The sequence below is a fragment of the Kineosporia sp. A_224 genome, assembly GCF_002198655.1.
GTDB lineage: Bacteria > Actinomycetota > Actinomycetes > Actinomycetales > Kineosporiaceae > R-H-3.
The window spans coordinates 1-12463 of record NZ_MWLN01000086.1 but is presented as its reverse complement, the minus strand read 5'-3'; the positions used below and the strand labels follow the sequence as shown (position 1 = coordinate 12463).

Here is a 12463-nt window from a genome sequence, read left to right as displayed (position 1 = left end):
TGGGGACGTCGCCCGGCCGGGCGTCGCACGGACGACCGGCGCGGCCTCGGGCAGCGGCTTCGGGCGGCCCTGGGCACGGGCCCCGGCCCGTACCGGCGGGCCCGCGGGCGGCGCCGGGGTGCCCGCGACGTGCGTCCCCGACAGCAGCGGACGGGTCGACGGACCCGTTGCTGTCGGTGACGAACTGCGCCTGGCGAGCACTCTGAGTCGCTCCGAGTGACGATCGCGGGTCCGGGACTGACCGAGCGACTCGCGTCGTCGGACCCACTGCGGAAGAAGATAGGCAGCCCACAGCCCGACCACGAGGGTGAAGACGAGGCTGTCGAGGTGCACGATCTCTGACGGTAGGGCTCCGCGACCGCTTCCTCACGCACCGTGCGTGGTGTGTCTCGGCGGAGCCTGGTGTGAAAGTTGTGACTACTGTGACTGCGCAGCGCGATCTGACGCCTCCCCTGTGCTGAACTTCAACACAAAGTCACCAATCGATTACTTTGACGAGCACGGCCGAGATCGACTCCGCGGACCCCTGGCACGCTGCGTGCCGGGGGTGCCTCTTAGCACCGTCCGGCGACGTCTCGCAGGTGTTCCGGAGCACCTCCGGGACCCCGGGACGACGGGCCCGGCCCGCCCCGCCGCCGCTCGCCGTCCGGCCCGTCGTCACGCTGCGGTGACCGTCCGGGCCCGGCGGCGGCCCGGTGGTCCCGGCCGTCACCGAGCGCGCCGGGGCGCGCACCGGCTCCCGCACGAGGCCCTCAGGTGCGCGGACGCTCCGCGTCGCGCTCGGCCCGCAGCGCACGCTCCTCTGCGGCGTCCGCGGCGAGCGCGCGCCACCTCGGCAGCAGCCCGCCGGGCACGTCCTCGACCGTGAGCGCGAACGTCGCATGGTCCCGCCACGCGCCGTCGATGTGCAGGTAGCGGCGGCGCAGCCCCTCCGGGCGGAACCCCAGCTTGGTGACGACGCGCAGGCTCGCGGCGTTCTCGGGGCGGATGTTCACCTCGATGCGGTGCAGACCCAGAGTGAAGAAGCAGTGGTCGACGACGAGGGCGACCCCGGCCGGGATGATCCCGCGGCCGGCCACCCGGCGGTCCACCCAGTAGCCGATCTGCGCCGACCGCAGCGACCCCCAGGAGATCCCCGAGACGGTCAGCTGGCCGACGAGGCGGTCCTCGACCTCGACCGCGAACGGCAGCAGCCGGCCGGCCCGGGCCTCGCGCGAGAACGAGCGGACCATCTGCGCGAACGACGGCGGCAGGCTGTGCTCGTCGGGGTGCGTCGCCTCCCACGGGGCGAGCCACTGCGAGTTCTCGTTGCGGACGGCGCGCCAGCGCCGGGAGTCGCGCACCCGCAGCGGACGCAGCAGGACGTCGCCCTCCCGCAGCCGCACCGGCCACGGACGGGCCCCGCCGCGCGGTCCCTCTGCCATGCGGGGAAGTCTGTCACCTCGTGCCCCGGTTCCGGCGGCGATGCCGGCCGTCCGGCCGCGCCGGACGACCCCGGTGGCCCCACCGGCCCCCGGACGGCGGTACCGGCATGGACCGTTCGGTGGACAAAGCCGGGGGAATGCGGCCGGGTGCACCGTGCAGGCCCTCACGGACGGTCATGATGTTCCTGTCCGGATCTCCCGTTCTCCGTAACGCCGCGCACGGTGCGTCACGCGGAACGGTGATCAGGGCGACGACCACCGAGACGAAGGACTGTTCGTGATGCCGTTCTCCGCCCGCCAGCGGCTGCTGGGCACCACCGGCTCCGCCGCCCGTCGGCGCATCGCCGTCCTCGGCACCGTCGTGGCCGTCGCGGCCGGCCTCGTGCCGGCGCTGTCGACGCCCGCCCGTGCCGCGACCACGCGGGACGGTCTCAGCGAGGCCACGGCCCTGGCGTCCTGCTGGGACGTCAAGCAGGTGAACCCGGCGGCCGCCGACGGCCGGTACTGGCTCTACACCCCGGGCCTGGGCTACCCGCAGCAGTTCTGGTGCGACATGACGACGGACGGCGGCGGCTGGGTCCTCCTCGGCCGCGGCCGGGAGAACTGGTCGTTCCTGCCGGAGGGCCAGGGCACGACCGCCGAGGTCTCCGCGACCGTCACCGGCACCGCCGCGTTCGCGCCGAAGGCCGTGCCGACGGCGACCGTCAACGGCCTGCTCAACGGCACCGCGGTGAAGGACCTGACGGACGGCGTCCGGGTGCGCCGCGCGACGAACACCGCCGGGACGACGTGGCAGGAGGCCCGCGTCTTCCCCTCGACGATGGGCGAGTGGCGCTGGACCATCGGCGGCGGCTACCCGCTGAGCCGGATCACGTTCGGCGCCACCACCTACACGAACACCGCGACCGGCTCGGCGATCTGGTCGAGCGCCTACACGTTCGCGCGGTCCTGCCCGACGACGGGCGTCAACTGCCTCGACACGCGGCGGGTCGCCGCCCAGAACAACAACCTGCCCGGCTTCGGGTACGGCTCGGCCGTCGCCGGCACCGCGAGCACGAGCGCCGCGGCCGCGACGAGCTACCTGTGGAGCTACGCGACCGGCTACGCGATGCCCTTCGCGCAGGTCTTCGTGCGGCCGAAGGTCCGCTGGGCCGACCTCGCGATCACCCCGGTCGGCACCGGGCTCGCCGGCTCCACGAAGCGGTCGATGTTCGACAACTTCGCCGAGACCCAGCCGGCCGGCGTGAGCGGCCAGGCGAACGGCCTGTCCACCGAGCGCGACACCGAGGTCCGGGCCTTCGCCCAGATCGGCTCGACGATGTACGTCGGCGGCAACTTCGCCCAGGTCGACGAGTACGGCGCGACGACGACGTCCACCCCGCAGGCGTACCTCGCGGCGTTCGACGTGAGCACCGGCGCCTGGGTGCCGGGCTTCCGCCCCACCCTCAACGGCAAGGTCAACGCCCTGACGGCGCTCCCGAACGGCACCCTCGCCGTCGGCGGCGAGTTCACGACCGTGAACGGCGTGGCGCAGGCCGGTCTCGTCGCCCTCGACCCGGCGACCGGCGCGACCTCCGCGGCCTACCGGTTCGCCCTCGAGCGGCGCTCCACGTCCGGCACGACGACGACGATCACCCCCGGCACCGTGACGGGCCTGTCGCTCCAGGGCACGTGGCTCTACGCGGGCGGCCAGTTCACCCACACCGCGGGCGGCACGACGGCGCTCTCCGGGTTCTCGTACACCAAGCGCGGCGCCCGGTTCAGCCTGACGACCGGCCGGCCCGACTCGACGTGGAACCCCGCGTTCGACGGCACCCCGGTCTTCGTCCTCGCCTCGGCCGCCGGTGACCGGGTCTACTTCGGCGGCTTCATGGCGACGATGAACGACGGCGCCAAGGCGGTCCCGCAGTTCGCGGCCGTGACGACGACGTCCCCGGCCGCGGCGGTGGCCGGCCTCAAGGCCCGCGTCTCCAGCGCACCCGCCAAGGCGACCTACCAGCAGACGGCGGTCGAGACCGGCTCGCGGTTCATCCTCGGCGGCTCCGAGCACTCGTTCCACAGCTACGACCGCGCCGACATGACGATGACCCGGGGCAACGTCTCGAACGCCAACCCGGGCGGCGGCGGCGACTTCCAGGCCGCGACCGTCGACCAGGGCATCGCGTACGGCTCGTGCCACTGCATCCTGTCCTACAACTACGGCGGCCGGACGCTGTGGTCGTCGATCGACGCCTACGACGACATCGACAACATCCGCTACATCGGTGCCTACGACGTCGCGACGGGCAAGTACCTCACGGACTACACCCCGTGGATCAAGACCCGGGCCGTCCGTGGCCCCTGGGCGCTCACCGTCGACTCGGACAACTGCCTCTGGCAGGGCGGCGACACGACCCAGACCAAGCGCCGCTCCGACAGCACGTGGCAGAGCTCCGGCGGCTTCTCCCGGTTCTGCCGCAACGACTCCGAGGCGCCGACCGTGCCGACCGCGGTGAAGTCCGTGGCCGCCGTCGACGGCTCGACGGTCACGGTGTCGTGGACCGGCTCGACGGACAACCGGGCCGGCGGCCTGCGCTACACGGTCTTCCGCGGGGACGTCCCGATCGCGACGACGACGTCCTGGAAGATCGTCGTCCCGGCGGCGGACGCCCCCGGCAGCTACGTCGTCCGGGCGCTCGACAAGGCCGGCAACGTCAGCGCGACGACGGCGCCGCTCGTCGTCGGCTGACGCGAACGCAGCCGGCAGAAGGAGCCCGTCCCGCCCTCCCGAGTTACTAGCGCGTATGACCCGATGAACAGGTCATACGCGCTAGTAACTCGGGGTCGGGAGGGCTCCTTCTGCGTGCGACCGGCCGGCTAGACCCCGCCGCCTGGCCGGTGGTCGCCGCCGCGGGCCTGCGAGACGGCGTGCGGGAGGACCGGCGCGAGGACCGCGATGCCGTCCTTGCAGCCGCCCGGCGACCCCGGCAGGTTGACGACGAGCGTGCGGCCGGCCAGGCCCGCGATCCCGCGGGAGAGCGCCGCCGTCGGGACGCCGTGCGCGAGGCCGTACGCGCGGATCGCCTCGGCGATGCCGGGGACCTCGCGGTCGACGACGCCGCGCGTCACCTCGGGCGTGAGGTCGCCGGGGGTGAGCCCGGTGCCGCCGGTCGTGAGGACGACGTCGTAGCCCGCCGCGACGGCGGCCCGCAGCGCCTCGGCGACGGGCTCGCCGTCCGGGACGACCTGCGGCCCGTCGACGTCGAACCCCATGGCGCGCAGGCCGTCGACGAGCACCGGCCCGCCGCGGTCGCTGTAGACCCCGGCCGCGGCCCGGTTCGACGCGGTGACGACGAGCGCCCGGCCCGCGGAGCCCGCCCCGGGCCCGGCGGCGCCGTCCGGCTCAGTCACGGGTCCAGTCCCCCGACCGGCCGCCGGACTTCGCGGTGACCCGCACGTCCGTGATCGTCGTCAGCCTGTCGACCGCCTTGACCATGTCGACGAGCGCCAGCGCGGCGACGCTCACGCAGGTGAGCGCCTCCATCTCGATGCCGGTGCGGTCCGCGGTGCGGACCGTCGCGGTGATCTCGACGCCGGTGTCGACGACGTCGAGGTCGACGACGACGCCGTGGACGGCGATCGGGTGCGCGAGCGGGATGAGGTCCGGCGTCCGCTTGGCCGCCTGGATCCCGGCGATCCGGGCCACGGCGAGCGCGTCGCCCTTGGGCACGCCGTCCCCGCGCAGCAGCCGGACGACCTCGGGCGAGCAGAGCACCCGCCCCTTCGCCGTCGCCTCCCGCGCCGTGACGGTCTTCGCGGAGACGTCGACCATCCGGGCCCGGCCCCGGGCGTCGACGTGCGTCAGCCCGCCGGCCGGCGCGCCTGCCACGTCGCTCACCGGCGCGGCCCGGCGAGGAGCATGCACGTGAGCTCGTCGCCCGGCTGCACCTGCGTGACGTCCGCAGGGACGACGGCGAGGCACTCGGCCTCGGCGAGGTCGGCGACGAGGTGCGAGCCCTGGCCGCCGACCGGGGTCACGACGGGCGCGTCCGCGGCGAGCGGGCGGGTCAGCCGGGCGCGGACGAACTGCTTCTTGCCGTTCGGCGACGACCAGGCGACCCCGGCCCGCGCGGTGACGGTCGGCCGGTGCAGGTCGGTCTCGCCGAAGAGCCGGCGGAGCACGGGCCGCACGAAGACCTCGAAGGAGACCATCGAGCTCACCGGGTTGCCGGGCAGCGTGAAGATCGGGACGCCGTCCGCCCCGACGTGCCCGAAGCCCTGCGGCATCCCGGGCTGCATGGCGACCTTCTCGAAGACGACGCCGCCGACCCGGGAGAGCACCTCCTTGACCGTGTCGTAGGCGCCCGCGCTGACGCCGCCGGTCGTGACGATCAGGTCCGCGCCGGCAAGCTCGGCCTCGAGCGCGGCCATGAAGGAGTCCGCGTCGTCCGCGACGAGCCCGACGTGCCGGGCGTCGGCCCCGAGCTCGCTCGCGGCGGCGGCGATCGCGTAGCCGTTGGAGTCGTGGATCTGCCCCGGGCCGAGCGGCTGCCCGGGCGGCACGAGCTCGCTGCCCGTCGAGAGGACGGCGACCCGCGGCCGCGGGTGGACGCGCACGGTCGCCCGGCCGACGGCCGCGAGCAGGCCGATCTGGCGGGGGCCGATCCGGACGCCCCGGCGCAGCACGACCTCGCCACGGGCGACGTCCTCCCCTGCCGGGCGCAGGTAGGCACCCTCGGCGGGGGCCTGGGTGATCTCGACGGTCTCGGTGCCGCGGTCGGTCCACTCGACGGGGACGACGGCCTCGGTGCCGGCCGGCAGCGGCGCACCGGTCATGATCCGGATCGCCGTCCCGGGCGCGAGCTCGAGCTGCGCCGCGCTGCCCGCCGGGACGTCACCGGTCACGGGCAGCCGGACCGGGTGCCCCGGCGCCGCGGAGGCGACGTCGGGCACCCGGACGGCGTACCCGTCCATGGCGCTGTTGTCGAAGGACGGCAGGTCGACGGCCGCGACGACGTCCTCGTCGAGGAGGCAGCCGAGCGCCTCCACGAGGGGGACGTCGGTGGCCGGCAGCACCGTCACTGCGGCCAGGCACTCGGCCAGATGCTCCTCGACAGGTTTCACGCCCCGATCGTGCCCTAGGCCGGGGCCCCTGTGCCGTTCGACACCGGGATCGAGGAGGTCGGGGGCGTCGTCGCCGCGTCGCCGGGGCCCATCCCGGCGACGTACGTGCGCAGCCAGGACCGCAGCTCCGGGCCGAGGTCCTGGCGCTCGCAGGCGAGCTGGACGACGGCCTTGAGGTAGTCGAGCCGGTCGCCGGTGTCGTAGCGGCGGCCGCGGAAGACGACCCCGTAGACGCCGGCGCCCTCGCCGTCCGCCTGCGCGAGCGTCTGGAGCGCATCGGTGAGCTGGATCTCGCCGCCGCGGCCGGGCGGGGTCTTGCGCAGGACGTCGAAGACGCGGCTGTGCAGGACGTAGCGGCCGATGACCGCGAGGTTGCTCGGGGCCTCGGCGGGGTCGGGCTTCTCCACCATGCCGGTGATCCGCACGACGTCCTGCTCGCCGGTCTCCTCGACGGCGGCGCAGCCGTAGAGGTGGACCATCTCCTGCGGCACCTCCATGAGCGCGACGACGCTCGCCTGGGTGCGGCGCTGGACCTGGATCATCCGGCCGAGCAGCGGGTCGCGCTCGTCGATGAGGTCGTCGCCGAGCAGGACCGCGAACGGCTCCTTGCCGACGTGGTGGGCGGCGCAGAGCACGGCGTGGCCGAGGCCCTTCGGGTCGCCCTGGCGCGTGTAGTGCATGTCCGCGAGGACGTTCGACTTCTGCACGCGCGCCAGCCGGAAGGAGTCGCCCTTGGCCTGGAGGGCCTCCTCGAGCTCCCACGCCCGGTCGAAGTGGTCCTCGAGGGAGCGCTTGTTGCGGCCGGTGATGACGAGGACGTCGGACAGGCCCGCCGAGACGGCCTCTTCGACGACGTACTGGATCGCCGGCTTGTCGACGACCGGGAGCATCTCCTTGGGCGTCGCCTTCGTCGCCGGCAGGAAGCGCGTGCCGAGACCCGCGGCCGGGATGACCGCCTTGGTGACGACCGGCCCCAGCGTGCGCTCGGGGTCGTGGGACTCGACGACGTGCGCGTCGGTCATGCGGGTCTCCTATCTGGTCGGCGGCCGTCCACCCCGGGCCGCCGGCTGAGCGTGTGTGTCCGCGGCGCCCCGTGGGCCCGGGCGTACCGGGCCCGGCCGCAGAACCGTAGGGGTCGAGGCTACCGAGGTCGCGGGGCGCCCGTGCGGCGAGCCGCCAGGCCGGGCCGTCGGGCCGGGCCGTCGGGCCGGGCGTCAGGTGGGCAGGCTCACCGGGCCGCCGGCGCTGGTCCAGCGGTCCCGGCCGCCGCGCTTGGCGGTGTAGAGGGCGCCGTCCGCGGCCCGCATGACCTCGGTCGACGTCCGGCCGTGGTCGGGGTAGGCGGCGACGCCGGCCGAGACCGTGACCCGCAGGGTGTCCTCGCCCGCCGTGAACGGGGTCCCCCGGACGATCTCGCAGACCCGCTCGGCGACCCGGGCGGCGCCCGCGGCGTCCGTCTCGGGCAGGACGACCGCGAACTCCTCGCCGCCGTACCGCGCCACCGTGTCGACCTCGCGCAGGCAGCCCTTGAGCCGCAGGGCGAACTCGCGCAGCACCGCGTCGCCGACGCCGTGCCCGTAGGTGTCGTTGACCTGCTTGAAGTGGTCGAGGTCGAGCATGAGCACCGACAGCGGCCGGCTGAACCGGGTCGCGCGCTCGACCTCGCGGCCCAGGGTCGTCGTGAGCATCCGGAAGTTGCCGGCCCCGGTGAGCGGGTCGGTCACCGACAGCCGGCGGGTCTCTTCGTGCGCCGCGACGTTGGCGATCGCCGTCCCGGCCTGCGCCGCGAGCGAGCGGACGTTGCCGAGCGAGACGTCGTCGAAGACCGGTGCGCCCGGCCGCCGGGCGACCGCCAGGGCGCCGACGATCTCGCCGTCGGCGTCCCCGCCGCGCTGGATCGGCAGCGCGAGCGCCGGGCCGGCGGACATGATCCGCTCGACGAGGACCGGCCGGCCCAGGTGGACCGCCTCGCCCGCGATCCGGGCGAGGTCGTCGAGGGCGTTCGACGCGTGCGGCCCGGCGCCGTCGCCGATCGCCGAGATGCCGTTGCCCGACAGCGCGAGCGAGCCGCGGCCGCCGAGCAGGGCGCTGCCGACGACGCAGTCGCTGCCGGCCATCGCGGCCTCGAGCACCGTCCGCAGCAACCCGTCGAGGTCGTGGGTGCGCCCGAGCGCCTCACCGAACCGCTCGAAGGTCTCCCGGAGCGACTCCCGGCTCGCCTCCAGCGCCGTGACCTGCTCCTGCATCCGGGCCGCCATGGCGTCGAAGGCGGTAGCCACCCGGCCGACCTCGTCGCGCGGGCCGCGCGGCTGCAGCCCGGCCCGGGCGTCGAGGTCGCCGCGGCCGAGCCGCTCGGCGGTGTCGGTGAGCACCTCGAGCGGGCGGGTCAGCCGCTGGGCGACGAGAGTCACGAGGGCGGCGGCCGCGACCACGGTCACGAGGACCACCGCGAGGACGACGCCGGGCAGGCCCCGGCCGGGCACCGGCTCGACGGAGACGATCTGGTAGGGCACGCCCGGGGCGTCGGACTGCACCCGGAACCGGGCTCCGCCGGCGCCGCCGCCGAGCCTGCCCTCCGAGACCGCCTCGAGGACGGGCGCGAGGTCGTCGTGCGGCACCGTCGAGGAGACGACCGCGGTCCCGCCGCGGCGGTCGACGAGCGCGACCCCCGTGTCGAGGTTGAGGCCGGCCGCGAGCGCGGCGAGCCCCGCGTCGTCGACGGGGGCCAGGACGACGGCCCGGGCGATCTCGGCGCCGGTGGCCGGGTCGGTCACGGCGACGGACTCCGCCATCGCGGCCGGCCCGTCCGCGGCGGCCTCGCGGCGTGCGCAGGAGGCCGCGGACTGCGCCCGCAGGAGCGGGTCGGTGAAGCGGGCGGCGTCGGCCCCGGCGACGGCGCGCGGGGCGCCGTCGACGAGGACGGCGGCGGTGAGCCCGGGGCGGCGGTCGACGGCCGCGTCGACGGCCGCCTGCGCACCGGCCGGGCTGACCGCGGCGGCCGTCGCGAGCAGCACCCGCAGGTCGGCGGCCACGGCGCGGGCGGCGTCCCCGAGGCCGGCGCAGCGCTGGCCGAGCGCGATGGCGGTGGCACCGTCGGCGCGCTCCGCCGCGTCGTCCGCGTAGGCCCGGGTCGCATCGGGCACGATGACCCCGACGGCGATCCCCACGGCCAGCAGTGGTGCGATGAGGACGGCGCCGAGCACAAGTGCAAGGCGTGCGCGCAGCGACACAGGTCCCTCCCCTGGGCCGACCACCGGGTCGACCCGTCCGGCCGCGCCGGCCCGACCGGCGGCGTACGGACCGTCCGGCCTCTGGATCGTGACACGGTAGGAGCAGAGAGTGAACGTATCGACACGAAGAGTTGCGACGAATGGGTGAAACGGAGGAGGGGGCGAACCCGGCGAACGGTGCGGACGGCGCACCCGCCGCGCCTGCCGACGCACCCACGGACGTGACGGTCGACGTCACCGACCGTGCCACCGCCGCCCGGACGGCCGCGCGGTCACCCGCGCGGACCAAGCACGAGCTGCGTCGCCGGATCCGGGCCGAGCGCCGCCGCCGGACGCCGCAGGAGCAGACCGACGCCGCCGGTGCCCTGGTCGCGTCCGTCCAGGCCGTCCCCGAGGTCGCCGCCGCCCGGTGCGTCGCGCTCTACGCGGCGATGCCCGGCGAGCCGCAGACCGAGGAGCTCCGCGCGGCGCTGCGGGCGCGCGGCGTCCGGGTGATCCTGCCGATCGTGCTCCCCGACGGCCTCATGGACTGGGCGGACGACTCCGGCGTCCTCGTCGCCCCGGCCGGGTTCGGCGGCGACGAGCCGACCGGCCCGCGGCTGGGCCTGGACGGGATCCGGGCCGCCGACGTCGTCCTCGTGCCCGCGCTCGCCGTGGACACCCTGGGCCGCCGGCTCGGCCAGGGCGCCGGCTACTACGACCGGGCGCTGCCGCTGCTCGACGACGGCGTCCCGGTCGTCGCGGTGGTCCACGACGGCGAGGTGCTCGACGCCGCCGTCGAGCCGGTGCCGGACGAGCCGCACGACCGGCGGGTCGATGCCGTCGTCACGCCGAAGGGCTACCTGCGCCTCGGGGGCTGACGCGGCGGGACATCGCGCCGGCGCCTACGCCGCGCCGGCGTCCTGCGCCCCGAGGTCCTGACGGCGTGCCCGGGACCGGCCGACGAGACCGTGGCGCACGAGCAGGTGCGCCGCCTCGTAGTGGTCCGGCAGTGCGAGCGCCCGGCGCTGCTCCGGCGCACCGGCCTCGGCCCGCGGGTCGGGCCGCTCGTCGAACCGCCAGCCGTCGGTCTGCCGGTGCGCCGGGTGGTCGAGCAGCGCCGACACGAGCTCGTCCTCCCGCGCCCGGCGGGCGGGCCACGCCCCGGCCGCGGTGGCACCGCCGGTGTCCGGGTAGAGCGTGCACAGCTCGGCGACGAGCGACCGGACGCGCTTGACGCTCTCGATCCCGAGCTGCTCGCAGATCTGCGCATACGTCGCGGGCAGCGCGCCGCCGGAGAGCAGCGGCGCGCAGAGCGCCTCGGCGACGGCCCGCAGGTGCCCCGGCACCGCCGGCACGACGAGCGTGCGCTCGACGTCGCTCTCGTCGTCCGGCAGCGCTGCGCCGGTCAGTGCGGTCACCGCGGCCGGCCGGACGACGAGCTCGCACCCGGCCGGGCCGAGCACGAGGCAGGACCGGGCGGGCAGGGTCCGGGCCGCGCCGGGGTCGTCCGCCCCGGCGCGCGGCGGCAGGTGGCCCAGCGGCGGCTGCCCGGGGACGACGACGAGCAGGTCGTGGCCGCGCGACAGGTTGCGCAGCCACAGCTGCCCGTCCGCGAGCCACAGCACCCCGGCCCGCCGGGAGAGCGTCGGCTCGTTCAGAGCCGACCACACGACGACGTCGCACGCGTCGGGGTCCCGGCCGAAGACCAGCCCGGGGCCGCCCGGCACGAGGGCGTGGACGACGTCGGGCTCGCCGACGTACACGACAGTCCCCTGATCCGTCATGTCCACTCCACGCCGCGCGGCGCAGAAAGGTTGCACGGTCAGCGGCTGCCGTCGACCCGGACGAACGCGTACCCGTGCGTCCGGTACCAGTCGATGATCCGCGGGAGGGCGTCGACGGTGACCTGGCGCTCGCCACCGCCGTCGTGGAGGAGCACCACCGGGTGCCGCTGGCCGGCCGCCGCCGTGGCCGCTGCGACGACGGCGTCCACCTGGCGCCGGTGCTCGGCCGCGGTCGTGGCCCGGCGGGACTGGACCTTCCAGTCGAGGCTGTCCACCGACCACAGGGTGGTCGTCATGTGCAGGCCGCGCGCGGCCGGCAGGACCGTCGCCGGCAGGAAGCCGCCCGGCGGCCGGAACCAGCACACGGGCGCGTCGGACGCCTCGGTCACCGCCTCGGAGGTGCGGCCGAGGGAACGGTCGAGGTACGGGCGCGTCCACCCGCCGCGGACGTCGCGCGGGTAGCTGTGGTCCCATGTGTGGTTGCCGACGAGGTGCCCCTCGCTGACGGCGCGACGGACGAGGCCGGGCCGCTCGACGACGTGCTCGCCGACGACGAAGAACGTCGCCGGCACCTCCTCGCGCGCCAGGACGTCGAGCACGGCCCCGGTCTGCGCGTCGGGCCCGTCGTCGAACGTCAGGGCGACGGTGCGGCCCTCTCCCCCGCCGGTGGACAGGACGCCGGACCGCGGCCGCGGGCAGTCGGCGCCGGCGCCCGCCGCGCTGCGCGGCGAGGTGTCGGCGGTCTCCTCGGCGACGGGGTCGGCGGGGTCCTCGGCCGCGGGGCCGGTGCCCTCCTCGACGGCCGGGCCGGTCGCCTGGTCTGCGGTCTCGTCGAGGCCCTCGTCGGCCGCCTTCCCGACGGCCGGGCCGTCGGCGGACGCACCGGCGACGACCTGCTCCGCCGCCGGGGGACCGGCCGGGGACAGAGGCGGTGCGTGAT

10 protein-coding genes and 1 pseudogene are annotated in these 12463 nt (G+C 75.7%); 3 read left to right on the top strand and 8 right to left on the bottom strand.

All coding sequences use genetic code 11. The features are described from left to right. Nucleotides 1–220: pseudogene (locus tag EDJALFJO_RS35390) on the top strand (hypothetical protein); the annotation flags it as partial. Between the two features lie 532 nt (nt 221–752). Here the strand turns inward: EDJALFJO_RS35390 and EDJALFJO_RS06960 are convergent. Continuing rightward, complete coding sequence (locus EDJALFJO_RS06960; protein ID WP_088283557.1) at nt 753–1424, bottom strand: GNAT family N-acetyltransferase; 672 nt, start codon at nt 1422–1424, stop codon at nt 753–755. 280 nt (nt 1425–1704) lie between these two features. Between EDJALFJO_RS06960 and EDJALFJO_RS06955 the strand changes: the two genes are divergently transcribed. Further along, nucleotides 1705–4152, top strand: a complete 2448-nt coding sequence (locus tag EDJALFJO_RS06955; RefSeq protein WP_143448351.1) for a fibrinogen-like YCDxxxxGGGW domain-containing protein — start codon at nt 1705–1707, stop codon at nt 4150–4152. 128 nt (nt 4153–4280) lie between these two features. On the opposite strand, the gene EDJALFJO_RS06950 is transcribed toward EDJALFJO_RS06955, so the two are convergent. The 5 genes from EDJALFJO_RS06950 to EDJALFJO_RS06930 form a co-directional block, all read right to left on the bottom strand. Then, entirely contained in the window at nt 4281–4814 is a 534-nt protein-coding gene (locus tag EDJALFJO_RS06950) for a molybdenum cofactor biosynthesis protein B (RefSeq protein WP_088283553.1), read from the bottom strand. Next, complete coding sequence (gene moaC / locus EDJALFJO_RS06945) at nt 4807–5235, bottom strand: cyclic pyranopterin monophosphate synthase MoaC (RefSeq protein ID WP_088283559.1); 429 nt, start codon at nt 5233–5235, stop codon at nt 4807–4809. Before moaC ends, EDJALFJO_RS06950 begins: the two co-directional genes overlap by 8 nt. Nucleotides 5236–5297: 62 nt before the next feature. Further along, a complete protein-coding gene (gene glp, locus EDJALFJO_RS06940; RefSeq protein WP_088283551.1) occupies nt 5298–6527 on the bottom strand; it encodes a gephyrin-like molybdotransferase Glp in 1230 nt (409 codons plus the stop codon). Between the two features lie 14 nt (nt 6528–6541). Next, the gene (galU, locus tag EDJALFJO_RS06935; RefSeq protein WP_088283548.1) at nt 6542–7549 is read right to left on the bottom strand and encodes a UTP--glucose-1-phosphate uridylyltransferase GalU; all 1008 of its coding nucleotides are present in this window, start codon (nt 7547–7549) and stop codon (nt 6542–6544) included. 192 nt (nt 7550–7741) lie between these two features. Then, nucleotides 7742–9757, bottom strand: coding sequence for a diguanylate cyclase (locus EDJALFJO_RS06930; protein ID WP_143448350.1), 2016 nt, complete (start codon nt 9755–9757; stop codon nt 7742–7744). A gap of 140 nt (nt 9758–9897) precedes the next feature. On the opposite strand from EDJALFJO_RS06930, the gene EDJALFJO_RS06925 reads away from it, so the two are divergent. Continuing rightward, nucleotides 9898–10617 (top strand): 5-formyltetrahydrofolate cyclo-ligase, encoded by a 720-nt coding sequence (locus EDJALFJO_RS06925; protein WP_088283545.1) that lies wholly within the window; start codon nt 9898–9900, stop codon nt 10615–10617. A 24-nt stretch (nt 10618–10641) separates the two neighbouring features. On the opposite strand, the gene EDJALFJO_RS06920 is transcribed toward EDJALFJO_RS06925, so the two are convergent. Beyond that, nucleotides 10642–11523 (bottom strand): FHA domain-containing protein, encoded by an 882-nt coding sequence (locus tag EDJALFJO_RS06920; RefSeq protein WP_143448349.1) that lies wholly within the window; start codon nt 11521–11523, stop codon nt 10642–10644. Between the two features lie 38 nt (nt 11524–11561). After that, the coding region (locus EDJALFJO_RS06915; protein ID WP_088283541.1) for a polysaccharide deacetylase family protein at nt 11562–12463 on the bottom strand (902 nt) is incomplete at its 5' end.

Excerpts from the sequence above, each read along its gene's own strand:
- EDJALFJO_RS06960 (WP_088283557.1), bottom strand. The coding sequence starts at position 1,424 with ATGGCAGAGGGACCGCGCGGCGGGGCCCGTCCGTGGCCGGTGCGGCTG.
- EDJALFJO_RS06955 (WP_143448351.1), top strand. The coding sequence starts at position 1,705 with ATGCCGTTCTCCGCCCGCCAGCGGCTGCTGGGCACCACCGGCTCCGCC.
- moaC (WP_088283559.1), bottom strand. The coding sequence starts at position 5,235 with ATGGTCGACGTCTCCGCGAAGACCGTCACGGCGCGGGAGGCGACGGCG.
- galU (WP_088283548.1), bottom strand. The coding sequence starts at position 7,549 with ATGACCGACGCGCACGTCGTCGAGTCCCACGACCCCGAGCGCACGCTG.
- EDJALFJO_RS06925 (WP_088283545.1), top strand. The coding sequence starts at position 9,898 with ATGGGTGAAACGGAGGAGGGGGCGAACCCGGCGAACGGTGCGGACGGC.
- EDJALFJO_RS06920 (WP_143448349.1), bottom strand. The coding sequence starts at position 11,523 with ATGACGGATCAGGGGACTGTCGTGTACGTCGGCGAGCCCGACGTCGTC.